This window comes from Chryseobacterium sp. CS2K3 (genome assembly GCF_059515185.1).
The window spans coordinates 224,161-239,220 of record NZ_JCAKRW010000002.1 but is presented as its reverse complement, the minus strand read 5'-3'; the positions used below and the strand labels follow the sequence as shown (position 1 = coordinate 239,220).

Genomic DNA, 15,060 nt, shown 5'->3' with positions numbered 1-15,060 from the left:
TCTTTAGTTTTTAGGGTTACCAGGCTTCAGCCTCATTCTCTTCAGTTTCAGCTTTGAATTCATCAAAATTGATAACAGGATTATACACTTGCTGCTCCTTACTTTTGGCACTGGCAACATTGCTTTTACCAGTTTCGCTTTGCTGACCATGTTTTAAGATGGTTATTTTTCCGCCTGTGGTACACATTAATTCAGAGATTTCTGTCAGGCAGCTTTTTCCCATGACTTTTACTTTTTCGTAAGGCTTTTGCCATTTTCCAGCTGCAGCATAAGCGCAGGGAAGATAACCTCCTGCAGTAGGCTTTAGCTTACATTGTCCAAAGGGTTGTGCAGACGGATCAAGCTGTACATCATCTTCCGTAACTGCAAGATAGTCAGCTTCTCCTTCTTTACTATTCCAGTAATGTTTTTGGTGGCTGGTTACTTTGAATTTAGGAAATTTAAAACCCTGGTTACATTGTACGGTTCCTTTTTGTATGACAAAATATTTTCCATCATGCGGACCGGAGCTGCTTTCTTCACTTTTATCTTGTTCTTTTTCTAACGATTGATTTTCATCGGATGATTGTTCCGAATAAGATGTATCATGAGTTTCGTTCTCTGTAGCTTCTTCTTTGGAATCATTAGCCGTGGAAGATTGAGCATCCTTTTCCTCATCCATAAATTGAGGATCTTCCGGAATTAAAATTTTCTTTCCGGGGATAGGCTCCTGCATAATATCTTCTTCCGAGCAGTGGAGATTATGATAGGTCTTTAAAATATCTTCATTTTTGAGTTTAAATTGCCGGGCTAACGAACTGAGTGTATCGCCCTGCTGTACGACATAATTTTTCATATTATCCTTGTGTTATAGTAAGTGTTTGTTGTTGAATTGATTCTTCTTCCCGCCAAAGGGCAAGAGTGACTGATGCCTGAACCAGATTTTTATTTTTCTTATGTGTGGTGTATTCAATAATAATAGTTCCTGATACAGGATCATCAACAGGCTCATTGTATTTTATTCCTGTTCTTAATTCCTGCAAACTGTAAAAATCTGTGCAGCTTCCTGTTAAAATGGTTGTGATATGATCCAGATCTTCATTTTCCTGCTTAATTTCCATTTTGCATGGTATGGGAAAGGAGTTTTGTAAAAAATAAAATGACTCTATCCATTCCGTTTTCTTGTGAAACCATTCTAATTTTGGGAATATAATCTGAAAGAGCAGGGTACTTTGTAATTGACGGAGAAAGAAAAATTCATCCGAAATGTTCTTTTCAAACTTATCCATGTAGCGTTCTGAGATTTCTCCTGCAAAGAAATCAAGGTCTTTACGCTTGTCAGAAAAGGATTGAAGGATCTTCATATGATCAGTGAATGCTGTAATTTTCCCCTGTTCATTCATCATGAAATCAATAGGCATAATGCTTTTCATACAGGCAATGGATAATTCACTGATCTTATCCTTCGGGTTTTCTCCGTGAACTTTAAAATGATCCTGACTGTAAGACAATATATTTTGATTTTTCTCTTTACGGATTTTAATATTTACAGTATAATCTATTGTTAAGGAAGATTCAAAAGGACTTTCGAAATTTTCTGTGACGATATAAGTTTTGGCGAAAAAAGAACCTAATATTTCTTGAGAAGGTAGAATTTTTTTCTTTTCATCCTCTTTTTGTCTCTCTGTTTTGAAAGCTGTGGGAACAAGGATAATTTTGACTTCATTAATGCTGTCAAACCAAATTCTATCCGTTTTTTGACAATGGGAATTGTGAAATAACTTAAGTTCTTCACTGGTTATACCTGCCCTGATAGCAATGGATTGCAGCGTGTCGCCATGGCGTACTTTGTGTTGTAAAATGTTGATTTCCATCAAATATGTGTTTAGTTATAAAACTATAAAAAATCTACATTTTGAAATTAATTTTTAAGATTAAATTTTAAAAATTGTAGTAAAATTACGACAAGAGACTTCAGTGAAGATTGATTCAAAACGAAGGAAGTTTACTAATTTTGTACAAAGAACTCAATAAGCCTATCAATGCCTCAATACAACTCTATGAAAAGTAAATGCCTGCAAGTAATTTTTCTCCTGTTCATTAATATTAGCTCGGTTTATGCAGGAGGTTTACAACTTACATTTATTCCTCAAAATGATACGATTAGTATAAAAGAAAGTCTTAATGAAGACGATATGGATACGAACGAGTATTTGAAGAACCGCCTGAAACCTATTCAAGTTAATTTTAAACGGATTAATTCTATCACAAAATGGACCTCCATCAAAAAGAAATCTATCGAAGATGAATCTGCTGAAGGAGGCGAGGCAACCTATTATTATAAAAATGAAAGGCTGGAAAAGATAATGGCAAGACATTACGGTGAAACAGGTCAGGTTTTAATAGAATACTATCTGTTAAACGGGAATCTGTCCTTTGTCTTTGAAAAAGATTATAAGTATAACCGTCCTCTGTTTTATGATAAAAAAGCTATGAAAGAAAATAATGATACTGAAGCTTTTGACTTTGAAAAATCAGAGATCACTGAAACCAGAAATTATTTTGAGAAAGGAAGTCTTATCCATATTGTGAACAGTCAGGATTGTGGTGCTCCTTTCAGTGGGAAGTATATGAATGAAGAAGATAAAAGGATGAAGGATGATTTTAAAAGGCTTTTGAGGCTGGAAAAAGAAAAATAAGATGATTAAAAATAAATAATAAACTTGAATCTGTAAAGCAGCGTTGTATTGGCGAAGTTTTATTATTAACGCAATGTCTGCTAAGATTTATAAGTATTGTATATTCTTTAAAGATCAAAGGCATTTCACTCAGCAAGAGTTACTTTTTTTTAGCTAATCTGCCTTAGCTGAATGAAATATCTTAGGGATCAAAAATTTTCAGGTTTATGATATCTTTCTTTGAGTCTTAGCGTTTAAAAAATCTATAGAATTATCAACCAGAATAGAGAACTATAAATACTATTGATTTTGTAGTATAGATAAGATTGAGAAGTCAATCTCCATTAGTTTTTATTTACTATTTCTGATGATGCTCAGGCGTTCTTCTACCTCTTTAATCTTACCGATCCAATAATTAATTCCTTCCTGATTGGTGACTGTTTGCTTAAAAGCATTTTGACTGATCGCCCATAGTTTGGGACCATTTTTCTGATACTCAATTTCGCGTTCCCTTTTTGTTTCAGGTTCTACACGATATCGCCAGAAGACCAGTGAGCGCATATATTCTGAACGTATTTTTTCAAAATATTTGATAATAGCTTCCCGGTCTTGAGGAATATAGCCGGGACCCGAACATCCGCAAGAATGAAAAGTGATTCCTACTTTATACAGATTTTTAATGTGTGCCCATTGCTTATGATCATTTTTTGCCGGAGATTCAAAATCCAGTCCCATATTTGCCATCAGCTCTCCACATTCAGGACATTTGGCTGCCACAGAAAATTGAGCATGTTTGTCGACATCTCTTAAAACTTTACGTTTAAAAGTTTTTTGGCAGTTAAAACAGGCATAATGACCTTTGTAAACCATCATGGCATATCGGCACATAGTATAATCTTTTGTTTTTTGTGGTTATTTTTTGTTTACCTCTTCATTATAATGGATTCCCATCAGGCTGCTCGCGCTTCTAGGGTCATAGACAGACCATATTTCTCCCCATGAGAAACTGAATGTACACCTTGGGTAAGGTGTTTTCGTTTTTCGGGTTGGTGATATTCCTAAAACTGAAGTCAGGAACTTATTGTTTCTGTAAAATACCTGCATTTCCTTTTCCTCACTCCATTCATTCCAGTCTTTGGCATCGGTGCTTTCCTGTGTATTCATATGGATGCTGTGAAGCTGGCTGCCCCAAAAGCACAATTGAAAATGAACCTGATAACCCTTAAGGTCTGTGGGAAGGAAGTAGTACCAGAAATATCCGGTCTTTACATCCCATAAATTATAATACTTTTCTTTATAAAAATCAGTTTCCTGAAGCTGACTAAGCAGCATTCCATTATAAAGATTGGTATTGAAGGCTTCCAGTTCTAGGGTACCATTTTCATGATTAATCAGCATATCCAAAAAAATGAAGCTATAAATATATACGTTTTTTCTTTACAGACAACGAATAATATTCACAGCTTCAAATAGAAATAGAAAATATCTGTGTTACGGATTTGATATAATTAAAGTAGAAGGAATATCAGAAAGCCAAAGACTCTTCGTATCGATCAGGTTTTTCCAGCTTTTGCTGCTGATAAGCATAAGATCCTGAGCGTTTAAAAATTCCTTTTCAATTTTTTTCTCATTGTACAAGGTAATATGATTCGGGGCAACCTGTTCAATGCTTCTGATCAGTTCTTTTACCTCAATATTGTTGCGGATCTGTCCTGCAGCATCCAGGATGATAATTTGAGAATTGTTATTATTGATCAGTCTTTTGGCATATTCAAGAAGATAAAAATCACTCAGATTGAAAATAGGTACAAATACCTTATCTGCCGCTGTAAAATCTTTTTCTACTAAAACACCTACAGGAATATGAGCTTTATCTAAAATCTGTAATGTAAAATCGTCAAAAGGAGAGTTGTTGAAGATATTTCCTTTACCTTTCACAGTATTCAAAAGCTTTTCAGGATTGATAATTTTAGTGGTGAAACCTAATAATCTGCCCAGTAAACTCCCTTCATACATAGATTTTCCAAGCATAATGAGTAAAAGATCATAATTTCCCTTATTTGTAATGCTGGTAAGGTCATTTTCTATATCGGTAGAGGCTTTGAAAAGGGTAGTGACCTCCAGATTCAGTTCGTGAGAGGTTTCAATAACATTCTGAAACTGGGAATCCTCATATTCATCAATATCATAAGCATGCATTTCATCTACAGGAGCAATATTCATCGCAGTAATGCTTTTATTGCCATTCATTTTATTGGTAAAATCATGGGCTAATTTTAATAGTGTACTTCCCGATTCCGGTTTGTCAAATGAAAGTAATACCCTGTATTTTGAGTCATTTTTATCATGAATAAGCTCGTCGTCGTTCTTTTTTGATTTAAAAATAAAATTAATGAAGTCCAATGCCGGACCCGTCATGAAAGTTGTAAATAAAGCCATTATCACAAGCATGGCGAAGATTTCAGGACCTAATACTCCAAGGTCATAACCAATATTCAGGACGATAAGCTCCATAAGTCCTCTGGTATTCATCAAAGCGCCAATCGTTAAGCTTTCCTTCCAGTTGATTCCGACAAATTTTGCCGTTAAGGCACTTCCCGCAAATTTTCCAACAACAGCGGTAAGAATAATAAATCCGGCTGTCATCCAAAGGTGGCTGTCATTTAAAAGACCGATCTGGGTACGAAGTCCCGTGAATACAAAGAATAAGGGAAGGAGAAGGACCAATGCCACGTCTTCTACTTTATCAATAAATAAAGTACGGAATTTAGTGTTTTCAGGCATAATAGCTCCTGCCATAAAAGCTCCGAATAAAGCATGAATACCGATAACTTCAGTCACATATGATGATAAGATCAGAGTAAGGAAGAAAATAGCAACCATAGGTTTACTGATTGTATTTTTTCCTGCCTGAAGATCTCCAATCCTTTTCAGGAAAGGTCTTACGATTTTGATCATTAAGAATACATAAGCAATTGCCATGATGATAACGTAGATGGAGCTTGCAAAAGAACCGGCTTTTACAATAGCAATCACTGCAGCAAGGATACACCAGGCTGTAATATCATCGGCGGCGGCACAGGTGATGACAATGGTTCCGAGTTTGGTTTTCTGAAGATTCCTTTCCTGCACAATTCTTGCCAATACCGGAAAAGCAGTGATGCTCATGGATATTGCAATAAACAACGCAAAAGAAGTAAACTGAATGCCATCCGGTGAGAACTCCTGATAAATAAAGTAAGAAAGTCCAATTCCCAGCGCAAAAGGAATGATAATACTGGCATGGCTGATCACCACGGCGTCATGTGCTTTTTTTCTCAAAACACTCAGATCCAGCTCCATACCTACAATATACATGAATAGGATTAAACCTATCTGGCTCAAAAACTGTAAGTTACCTAATGATTCTTTAGGAAAAAGAAAAGCTGAAAATTCCGGAAAGTACATTCCTACAAGTGAGGGTCCCAGCACAATACCCGCAATCATTTCACCGATTACACTTGGCTGCTTTATTTTCATACATATCCATCCGAAAAGCCTTGCAGTAAGGATAATCGTAACAATCTGAGCTAATAATAATGCTAAGGGATGATGAAGATTTGTTTTGAAGGACTCAAGGAAATTATCCCAGGTTGAGCCCGTGCTGGTTTTAGTAACAATATTCTCCTTTACTTCCAGTGTTTGTCCTTCAATAATGAAGAAGTACATCAGGCAGGAAAAGATAGCTATTGTAGTGATGTAGAAAATTAAATTTCTGTATTTACCCAAGTTCATGATTCCTATATTTTGATGCAAAGTTGATAAGAATATCTTTATCTCAAAAGACCTTGGTTTTTAAAATGTAATGAATGCAGTAAAAAATGTAATAAAAATCCTGGATTGAATGTTTTTCTAAAGTTATGAGAATAATAGCAACAGTTCCGGAGTTATCCCATTGTATTTTTGCTTCAGAAGGAAAGAGGGAATTTTTAAAAATATTTGGTAAACAACTCCATTAATGAACTTTTGTAAGCATCACCGATCTGAAGCTTAAGAAAATGCTCGTTCTCGGTAAGAATGGTGGTAATAATTTCGTTGGTACCAAGCACTTTGATTGAAGATAATGCGATAATTTCTTTTTTATTAACCTGTGCAAAATCCTTAGAAGGAAGCATTTCCAGAAGGTTTTTAAAATTAAGATTTTTCAGAACGATAGGAGTTCCGTCATTGAGAATAATGTCTTTATCACGGCTGTCGATTTCTGATGTTTTGATGTAAGCAATCTGTTCCGTCAGGATCACTGTTTTACCGATATTGGTATTCCATTCGATAAAGTTTTTTTTCTGAACGGTGTTGATTTGTTCTTTTGCTTTTTCAAAAGCCTGGATCAGTCGTTCTTTTTTGATAGGTTTTCTTACATAATCTACCACATTAAGATCAAAAGCTTCGGCAGCATATTCCTTATAAGCAGTTGTAAAAATAACTTTATGAGAACCGGAGAGAAGTTCAGCTACCTGAAGACCGGTCATGCCAGGCATTTCAATATCCAGAATACAGAGATTGCAGTCCAGAGAATGAATTTCATTTAAAAAGATTTTAGGATCATTGAATGCCTTTACCACTTCTACATCATCAATTTGCTCGCATAGAAGTTTCAAATAGCTTATTGCCAATAATTCATCATCCAGAATAACGCATTTTATCATAGAATTCTCCTAAATTGATTTTTAATTCTGCAGTGAAGATACCGTTTTTTGAACTTTTTTCCAGTTGGTAATATGTGCTGTAGATCATTTTAAGCCTTTGATCCAAAGACTGGCTTCCGAATCCGCTTTTCTCCTTCTCAAGGCTGTTCTTTTGGGAAGCCTTATTGCTTACTTTCATGGTAAACATACCGCTTTCAAGCTCCAGATAAATGGAAATAAAAGAATCCTGAGCCAGGAAATCCGTGTGTTTGAAGGCATTTTCAATAAGATCAACAGAGATCAGCGGAGCGAAAACTTTTTCCTCATATACAGAATCAGATTTATTGATCCTGGATTTAATTCTAAAATCAAAAAGAGGATTGATCTTAATTTTATTGATTTCTATAAGGCTTAAAGCGAAGTTAAGCTCTTCTTTAGGACTTACATACTTATTGTTACTTTCATATAAAATATAATCAAGAACATTGGCAAGCTTATCCAATGACATATACGTCTGGTACGCGTGAGACTGAACAGAATTGAGAATGTTTTTGAACAGATGAGGGTTCAGCTTTGTTCCGATATGTTCCAGGCGAACTTCATTCAGGCGCTGTTCAATAATTTTATTGGCTTCTGAAAGTTTAGCATTTCTCAGCATCAGTTTTTGATTTTTGCTGAAGAAATATATGCTTGTTGTAAGAAAAAGGAAAATGGCAAAAACTCCGATGAATATCAGATAATCATGAATCATGTAGTAATTGCCTTCCATAAAAGTGATTATAAAGACTATTTCAGCTTTTTAAGACTATTTACCGTCACAGTTTCCTCACATTTTTCATAAGAGATCTCGTAAGACGGATTTTTTTCAGGATAAGTCAAAAGATAATCCGGACATGGTTTCTTTTGTGCGTGGCTTCTGTCAAAATCTACTTTTCCATTGGTAATGATACTGTCTTTTATAAACTTTTCATCAATCTTGTAAGTAGTCATAGCGGTTTTAGCTTCCTCAGAATATTTGAATTCTTTGGAAAGCGTTTCTGCAATTACACGGCTGTTCGGAAGATAACCGCTGCAGCTTGCTCCTTTTTTGTTTAATATAAAAAATACGATGATGAGCCCCGGAACGAAGCCTATTGCATAAAATTTAAGTTTTTTCATTTAGAAAATTAAAAGATTGATATCGTGGTACGTAAGTCCGAAACGGTCACAGATGATCTTTTTAGTATGTCTTCCCTTATACATATATAAGCTCTGCTTCATTTCATTTTTGCGGATCAGCATGTTTTCAAAGCCGCCTTCTTCATCATAATTCAATATATAGGAAAGGAAGAAATTGGAAATCGCTTTCGTAGTGGTTCTTGGCATTCTTGAAGTAAGATTCGGAAGCCCGCAGTGGATAACGCCGTGTTTGATCACATATGGGTCTTCCATGGTAGTAAGTTCCGATGTCTCAATCACTTTACCATTGTCTATAGTAATATCGATGATGACACTTCCTTTCTTCATTTTCATAACCATATCTTCAGTTACGATAGGCGTCATATTTAATCTTGGAAGAGCTCCTATGACAACGTCTGCACGTCTTAAACTCTTACTAAGCTCCTTAGGATCAATGATGGAAGTAGGAACGCGGCTGTCTACCATAGTATGAAGCCTTCTCAGCTTTGATAATGAGTTATCAAAAACTTTGATGCTTGCTCCCAGACCTATTGCTGCTTTTGTAGCAAATTCACCTACAATTCCTGCCCCGAGAATAACTACTTCTGCCGGTCTTACTCCTGTAATTCCGCCAAGCATTAAGCCATTGGAAAGTGCCAATAATTCCGAAGCGTATAAAATGGAAACGGTACCTGCAATTTCACCGATCAGGCGTACTAAGGCAAGTTGCTTATATTCATCAACGATAAATTCAAATGCGATGGCATTTACTTTTTTCTCTGCAAGCTTAAGGAAATATTCTTTATCTCTAAGGTTGATCTGAAGTGCTGAAACCAGATATGTATTAGGCTTCATATAATCAATTTCCTCTTCTGTGGGAGGATTGATCTTCAGAATCAGATCCTGAGCAAAAGCTTCCTTAGGATCAGTAGTAATTTTCGCTCCTGATTCAGAATATTGTAAATCTGTAAAAAAAGAACCTTGCCCCGCTCCTGATTCAATAATGATCTCATGACCGTGCTCTACCAATACCTGTACGGCGTCCGGAGTAATGCACGTTCTCCTTTCGTTGAGACAGGTTTCCTTAGGAATTCCAATACTGAACTGTTTTCCTTTCTTAATAACCTCCAATTTTTCTTCTTTCGGCATCAATTCTTCTTCTGTGAAAGGAGTAAAAATATTTGTACTCATCCTTAAATTAAATTATGTCTTACAGATTGTTATTTTACGATTGAAATAATAAGCAAAGATACATAATATTTAATCGAATGAAACTTCTCTGTTTTCACCCGTATTCACAATGCTCATTGTGTGGTAATTAAGCCCGTAAAGCTCCTCTTCATACACTTCAGGCCATTCAATAATACATAAAAAAGAATTGTCCAGATACTCTTCAATGCCGATATCATAAACTTCTTCAACGTTTTTCAGACGGTAAAGATCAAAATGAAATACTTTGCCTTTTGGAGTATTATATTCATTAACAATAGAATAAGTAGGTGAGTTAACTTCATCTTCACTGCCCAGATTTTTAAGCAGAAATTGAGAGAAAGTAGTTTTCCCTGCACCCAGATTACCCTTTAATAAAAGGATATTATGTTGTAATTGAGGAAGAATGCTGTCAACAACCTTCTGCCAGTCTTCGATTGTATTTATAGTAAATTGCATATGCTAATTTGTCTGCAAAAATAATGAATAAGTTTTAGAGTCGGGGTGTAATCGTGTTTTAGGATAAGAAAGTAGATAATAGTAAAACTGATTGACTTTTTTGATCAGTATATTCTTATTCTTGAAAATAAATTCGGACGATAAAGCTTTAGCCTTAAAGTTTTATTAAAATCTTTGATTTTTGTCTTATATGCAATTCTTTGCTGAATTATTTTAAACTTACTTATGTGAACTAAAGTGTTTTAAAACAAAACTTTTATGACTTTTGTGGTTTTATCAAGTGGAAACAACTTTGTTATTGAATGCCCAAATTTTATGATTTAAAGTTCATGAACTTTTCGGATACTCTATAAACATTTGCATAAAATACCTAATTTTGCAGTATGATTTCGAAGCAGACAATAGACAAAATTTTCTCAACGATACGTGTAGAAGAGATAGTGGGAGAGTACGTTCAGTTGAAAAGAGCGGGGTCTAATTATAAAGGACTCAGCCCCTTTCATGAGGAAAAGTCCCCAAGTTTTGTTGTTTCGCCAAGTAAGCAGATCTGGAAGGATTTCTCTACCGGAAAAGGAGGGACGGCAATTTCTTTCCTGATGGAAATTGAAAACTTTACTTATCCCGAAGCCCTTCGTCATGCAGCCAAGAAGTACGGAATTGAAATTGAAGAAGATCAGCGCGAAATTTCTGAAGAAGCAAAACATGCGCAGACGGAAAAAGATCTTTTATATAAGATCCATGAAGTGGCAAATACCTATTTTCAGGAAATCCTTTGGGATAATCAGGAAGGTAGAAGTATAGGGCTTTCTTATTTTAAGGAAAGGGAGCTTAAGGATGATATTATTAAAAAATTCCAGCTTGGATATTCTCCCGAAAAGAAAAATGCATTCACAGAATATGCATTGGAAAAAGGATATTCCAAAGAGATTTTGGAGAAGTCGGGATTGTCTATTTTCCCGGAAAATACACCGGCAGGAGTTGACCGTTTCAGAGAAAGAGTAATTTTCCCGATTCACAGTTTTTCAGGTAGAGTTCTCGGTTTTGGAGCAAGGATTCTTAAAAGTAATGTCAAAACGGCAAAATATCTCAATTCACCGGAAACAGAGATTTACCATAAATCCAATGTTCTTTATGGATTAAACCAGAGTAAACAGGCAATTTCGAGAAAGAACGGCTGTCTTTTGGTGGAAGGATATATGGATGTGATCTCTCTTCACATGTCCGGAATTGAAAACGTTGTAGCCAGTTCAGGAACTTCCCTTACCACAGAGCAAATTAAACTGATAAAGAGACTTACAGAAAACGTAACCATTCTTTTCGATGGTGATAATGCAGGGATTAAAGCCAGTTTCCGAAGTATTGATATGCTTTTGACAGAAGGAATGAACATTCGTGTTCTTCTATTCCCGGATGGCGATGATCCGGATTCTTTTGCCCGAAAACATCCGCAGGACTACGTTGAAAAGTACATCGAAAATGAAGCGATGGATTTCATCGACTTTAAAGCAGAGATTCTGTTAAGAGATGTAGGAAATGACCCGATCAAAAAGGCAGAAGCAATACGTGATATTGTAAAATCAGTTTCCTTTGTACAGAATGCACTGAAAAGAGAGGTTTATCTTAAAGAGGTTTCCAATAAATTCGGGCTTTCCGAGCAGAGTCTTTTCAATGAATTGGATGTACAGAAGCAGATCACTCAAAATCAAACCCATCATGTTCAGCAACAGCAGAAGGAAAAAGCAGCTCCGAAGATGGAGATTGTTCCTCCGGATAAGGAAAGAGAAGATCCGTTTCTATTTGAAGTATTGTTTATGGAGAACAAGCTTGTTGAGCATATGTTAGCATTTGGGGATATTGTTCTTAAAAGGAAAAATGAAAATAATGAAGAGTATCAGATAACCGTTATTGAGGAAATTCTGCATCATTTTGAAGAAGAACAGTATACATTTTTAGTTAAGGGAAATGAGATTATTATTGATCAGGTAAAAGAAGGAATTCAGAAAGAGGAATTGAGAAGTGGAAACTTTTTTGTATCTTTTATGGATGAAGAGATTACCACAAAGGTTGTAGATGCATTAATTCCTTTGGATGATTTGGAAAACTGGGCTTCCAGAAATATTTATCCTCCCAATTATGGAGATAAAGTGGCAGATCAGATCACGGGCGATGTTTTGTTGCATAAATACAGGTATATTGATTATCTGATTACAGAAACAGATAAAGAGCTTGATCAGTACAGGGATACGGATGAGTCAAAATATTACGAGCTGATTAAAAAAATAACACTGTTGAAACAGGCATCCATAAGACTAAGTGATATCATTGAGTATTCTCCGATTAAGGGAATTTATAGAGATCGAAGAAAATAGTTTAAAGACAAAAGGAGCCAAGGTTCTGTGACAAAAAGTCCTATAAAATTTTAGGAATAAATATTGTAATTTAAACATCAAAAATATTTTAAAATAATACATAATATAAATATGGACATTAAAAAGGAATTCAGAGATTTCTCTGTAAAGCATTTAGGAAACAACGGTCTTGTTACCGATCAGTATATGGGAATGTATGGTCCAACGAATCTTACACCATACATCATGGAAGAAAGAAGACTAAACGTTGCTCAGATGGACGTTTTCTCTCGTTTGATGATGGACAGAATCATCTTCTTGGGAACAGGAATTGATGATCAGGTTGCTAATATCGTTACAGCACAGCTTTTATTCTTAGAAAGTGCTGATCCTTCTAAAGATATTCAGATCTATATCAACTCACCTGGTGGTAGTGTTTACGCTGGATTAGGAATTTATGACACAATGCAGATCATTAAGCCTGATGTAGCGACTATCTGTACTGGTATGGCTGCTTCAATGGGAGCTGTATTATTAGTTGCCGGTGAAAAAGGAAAACGTTCTGCACTTAAGCACTCAAGAGTAATGATCCACCAGCCTTCAGGAGGTGCGCAGGGAGTTGCTTCTGATATGGAGATCAACCTGAGAGAGATGCTGAAATTAAAGCAGGAGCTTTATGATATTATCGCTCACCATTCAGGACAAACTTACGAGTGGGTTGAAAAATCTTCTGACAGAGATTACTGGATGACTTCTGAAGAAGCTAAGAACTACGGAATGGTAGATGAGGTTCTTCAAAGAGCAGAGAAAAAATAATTGATTTAAAATCATAAAAAAACGCATCCGATTGGATGCGTTTTTTTGTTTTAGCTATGGATACACGAATTTTTATTGTGTGTCTGTTTCATAATGAAGAGAATCACAACTGAAGACGTGATATTACTCTCCTTTGGAGGGGTGTCAAAAATTCAAAGAATTTTTGACGGGGTGGTTATTTCTTCACAACCTTATGTACCGTAGATCCATTTTTCGTCTTAATCTCCATCCAATACACACCTGCATTTAAAGATTTAACATTGATCTTTTTCTCTTGGGAAGTCATTACTTTTTGTCCTAAAGATGAGTAAATATTCGTCTCTATGATATTTTCAGGAGTTTCAATTTGTATAAAATCACTTGCCGGATTAGGATAAATATTGAATGTTTTCTTGCTAACAGAAGCCACAGACAGCGTCGCATCACTTGCTTCAGTAGGAGTGAAGGGTCTTCTTTCTCCAAAACTTAATCCTAACCAGCTATTATTATTCAGTTCTATCTGGCTGAGATCTGTTTTCTTCTGCCAGCTTGAAAGATCATTTCCTTTATATAGCTTCCAATTTCCAGCTCCTGAAAAAGTATTTAGTGATAAATTTGAAAGCTCGTTGTTAGCCTTTGTAAAGCTGAAATATGAAGTTTGAGACTGAATAAGCTGTAAAGCCTGTTCCGCGGTAATATTTCCGTTATATTTAATTCCAAAAACAAAAGAATTAGCGTTACCATTGGTATTATCTGTTCCGAAATCTATAACAACAAGGCTTTTATTAGTTCCTGTTCCAATCCAATTGGTAATTTGAGATGAAGTATACCATTGAGAGCTGTATGCCGGTACGGGAGTTGATGGTGGGGTGTCGATACTAATAACATCGGATCCGTAAGTAATTCCAAACCATAGCCCGTCTGTTAAAGAAGTGTATCCTGCACCATAATTTTCATTAGACATAGTTTCGGGATTGGTTCCATGCCAGGTAATCCAGGAATCATCAGTCCCTGGAGTATGATGGTTGTATGAAAAACTATATAGATAGCCTGACAAAATATCTGTTTGTATTTTAGGTTCTGCTGCAACAATGGCATTTATCATATCTTCTGCCATTAAATTGTCAGCATCAAAACGATAGCCCCAGGCATAGGATTTTGGAGTGTTATTGTCATTAAAATCGGCAATGAAGTAAGCCTTTTTAGAACCTGTTCCCACCCAAAACTTAATATCGTTTTCTGTGAATTGAGCGAAGAAAAACTGCGTACAAAGCAGTAAGAAAAAAAGATAGATTTTTCTCATAATATAATTAAATTAAAGTTTTATTCCCGAAACTTAGGTACAGGAAAAGATAAAGTCTCCAGTCCTGATATTAAAAAGGTATTCAAGGCAGGTCTCCTGGCTCGCATCCTATAGCAGACCTTCCCGGTTATAAAATCCAGTGGTATGAAACAGCTATAGGTAAAACAGCTTACAGTTGCGGGTACAGCTCAGGATTTGACTAATATTCTCACCTGATTCCCTATTATGAACAGTGTTCAACCTTAAAAACGCTGCAAATATATCATATAAATTTCTGAAATCTGTTTTGTGAATTATATCTGCGTTTACTTTATTTATCAGTGAATCTTATTTATGAAATAGGAATTTGTTGATTAATAATAAATTGAGAATAATAATTGGGTTTTCGGATTGAGAGTTGTTTTTTTTCTGTTTATATTCAATTCATCTAGGGAATCTATTGTTAAAATACAATTATCAATAGGTTT

At 35.5% G+C, this 15,060-nt stretch carries 14 protein-coding genes and 1 riboswitch; of the genes, 3 read left to right on the top strand and 11 right to left on the bottom strand.

The features are described 5' to 3' along the window. Positions 1-16: 16 nt before the first annotated feature. Both AC5YGG_RS04180 and AC5YGG_RS04175 read right to left on the bottom strand, forming a co-directional pair. Positions 17-835, bottom strand: a complete 819-nt coding sequence (locus AC5YGG_RS04180) for a DUF4280 and LysM peptidoglycan-binding domain-containing protein (RefSeq protein WP_496143195.1) — start codon at positions 833-835, stop codon at positions 17-19. Position 836: 1 nt separating this feature from the next. Further along, positions 837-1,853, bottom strand: coding sequence for a LysM peptidoglycan-binding domain-containing protein (locus AC5YGG_RS04175; RefSeq protein WP_496143193.1), 1,017 nt, complete (start codon positions 1,851-1,853; stop codon positions 837-839). A gap of 186 nt (positions 1,854-2,039) precedes the next feature. Here AC5YGG_RS04175 and AC5YGG_RS04170 point away from each other — a divergent pair, with 186 nt between their 5' ends. Next, positions 2,040-2,678, top strand: a complete 639-nt coding sequence (locus tag AC5YGG_RS04170) for a hypothetical protein (protein ID WP_496143192.1) — start codon at positions 2,040-2,042, stop codon at positions 2,676-2,678. Positions 2,679-3,008: 330 nt separating this feature from the next. On the opposite strand, the gene AC5YGG_RS04165 is transcribed toward AC5YGG_RS04170, so the two are convergent. From AC5YGG_RS04165 to tsaE, 8 genes are all read right to left on the bottom strand, one after another. Next, positions 3,009-3,545, bottom strand: coding sequence for a hypothetical protein (locus tag AC5YGG_RS04165; RefSeq protein WP_496143190.1), 537 nt, complete (start codon positions 3,543-3,545; stop codon positions 3,009-3,011). 24 nt (positions 3,546-3,569) lie between these two features. After that, complete coding sequence (locus tag AC5YGG_RS04160; RefSeq protein ID WP_496143189.1) at positions 3,570-4,055, bottom strand: hypothetical protein; 486 nt, start codon at positions 4,053-4,055, stop codon at positions 3,570-3,572. Positions 4,056-4,148: 93 nt separating this feature from the next. After that, positions 4,149-6,431 (bottom strand): cation:proton antiporter, encoded by a 2,283-nt coding sequence (locus tag AC5YGG_RS04155; protein ID WP_496143188.1) that lies wholly within the window; start codon positions 6,429-6,431, stop codon positions 4,149-4,151. 194 nt (positions 6,432-6,625) lie between these two features. Then, positions 6,626-7,342, bottom strand: a complete 717-nt coding sequence (locus tag AC5YGG_RS04150; protein WP_496143187.1) for a LytR/AlgR family response regulator transcription factor — start codon at positions 7,340-7,342, stop codon at positions 6,626-6,628. Next, positions 7,317-8,090: a sensor histidine kinase gene (locus AC5YGG_RS04145; RefSeq protein WP_496143186.1), complete on the bottom strand. Its 774-nt coding sequence runs from the start codon at positions 8,088-8,090 to the stop codon at positions 7,317-7,319. The genes AC5YGG_RS04150 and AC5YGG_RS04145 overlap by 26 nt, the downstream gene beginning before the upstream one ends. A 17-nt stretch (positions 8,091-8,107) precedes the next feature. Next, positions 8,108-8,479 carry a hypothetical protein gene (locus AC5YGG_RS04140; RefSeq protein ID WP_496143185.1) on the bottom strand — a complete coding sequence of 124 codons (372 nt, stop codon included), beginning with the start codon at positions 8,477-8,479 and terminating at the stop codon, positions 8,108-8,110. Continuing rightward, the gene (locus AC5YGG_RS04135) at positions 8,480-9,670 is read right to left on the bottom strand and encodes an alanine dehydrogenase (RefSeq protein ID WP_496143184.1); all 1,191 of its coding nucleotides are present in this window, start codon (positions 9,668-9,670) and stop codon (positions 8,480-8,482) included. It lies immediately after the preceding gene. Positions 9,671-9,739: 69 nt separating this feature from the next. Next, entirely contained in the window at positions 9,740-10,147 is a 408-nt protein-coding gene (gene tsaE / locus AC5YGG_RS04130; protein ID WP_496143183.1) for a tRNA (adenosine(37)-N6)-threonylcarbamoyltransferase complex ATPase subunit type 1 TsaE, read from the bottom strand. Positions 10,148-10,530: 383 nt separating this feature from the next. Here tsaE and dnaG point away from each other — a divergent pair, with 383 nt between their 5' ends. Together dnaG and clpP are read left to right on the top strand one after the other, a co-directional pair. Then, a complete protein-coding gene (gene dnaG, locus AC5YGG_RS04125) occupies positions 10,531-12,516 on the top strand; it encodes a DNA primase (protein WP_496143182.1) in 1,986 nt (661 codons plus the stop codon). A gap of 111 nt (positions 12,517-12,627) precedes the next feature. Next, entirely contained in the window at positions 12,628-13,311 is a 684-nt protein-coding gene (gene clpP / locus AC5YGG_RS04120) for an ATP-dependent Clp endopeptidase proteolytic subunit ClpP (protein ID WP_065393687.1), read from the top strand. A gap of 175 nt (positions 13,312-13,486) precedes the next feature. Here clpP and AC5YGG_RS04115 read toward each other — a convergent pair whose 3' ends face one another. After that, entirely contained in the window at positions 13,487-14,593 is a 1,107-nt protein-coding gene (locus tag AC5YGG_RS04115; protein WP_496143181.1) for a T9SS type A sorting domain-containing protein, read from the bottom strand. Between the two features lie 69 nt (positions 14,594-14,662). Then, positions 14,663-14,853, bottom strand: a riboswitch (cobalamin riboswitch). Between the last annotated feature and the right edge of the window lie 207 nt (positions 14,854-15,060).

Excerpts from the sequence above, each read along its gene's own strand:
- dnaG (WP_496143182.1), top strand. The coding sequence starts at position 10,531 with ATGATTTCGAAGCAGACAATAGACAAAATTTTCTCAACGATACGTGTA.
- AC5YGG_RS04160 (WP_496143189.1), bottom strand. The coding sequence starts at position 4,055 with ATGCTGATTAATCATGAAAATGGTACCCTAGAACTGGAAGCCTTCAAT.
- AC5YGG_RS04135 (WP_496143184.1), bottom strand. The coding sequence starts at position 9,670 with ATGAGTACAAATATTTTTACTCCTTTCACAGAAGAAGAATTGATGCCG.
- AC5YGG_RS04155 (WP_496143188.1), bottom strand. The coding sequence starts at position 6,431 with ATGAACTTGGGTAAATACAGAAATTTAATTTTCTACATCACTACAATA.
- AC5YGG_RS04115 (WP_496143181.1), bottom strand. The coding sequence starts at position 14,593 with ATGAGAAAAATCTATCTTTTTTTCTTACTGCTTTGTACGCAGTTTTTC.
- AC5YGG_RS04145 (WP_496143186.1), bottom strand. The coding sequence starts at position 8,090 with ATGGAAGGCAATTACTACATGATTCATGATTATCTGATATTCATCGGA.
- tsaE (WP_496143183.1), bottom strand. The coding sequence starts at position 10,147 with ATGCAATTTACTATAAATACAATCGAAGACTGGCAGAAGGTTGTTGAC.
- AC5YGG_RS04180 (WP_496143195.1), bottom strand. The coding sequence starts at position 835 with ATGAAAAATTATGTCGTACAGCAGGGCGATACACTCAGTTCGTTAGCC.
- clpP (WP_065393687.1), top strand. The coding sequence starts at position 12,628 with ATGGACATTAAAAAGGAATTCAGAGATTTCTCTGTAAAGCATTTAGGA.
- AC5YGG_RS04170 (WP_496143192.1), top strand. The coding sequence starts at position 2,040 with ATGAAAAGTAAATGCCTGCAAGTAATTTTTCTCCTGTTCATTAATATT.
- AC5YGG_RS04175 (WP_496143193.1), bottom strand. The coding sequence starts at position 1,853 with ATGGAAATCAACATTTTACAACACAAAGTACGCCATGGCGACACGCTG.
- AC5YGG_RS04140 (WP_496143185.1), bottom strand. The coding sequence starts at position 8,479 with ATGAAAAAACTTAAATTTTATGCAATAGGCTTCGTTCCGGGGCTCATC.
- AC5YGG_RS04150 (WP_496143187.1), bottom strand. The coding sequence starts at position 7,342 with ATGATAAAATGCGTTATTCTGGATGATGAATTATTGGCAATAAGCTAT.
- AC5YGG_RS04165 (WP_496143190.1), bottom strand. The coding sequence starts at position 3,545 with ATGTGCCGATATGCCATGATGGTTTACAAAGGTCATTATGCCTGTTTT.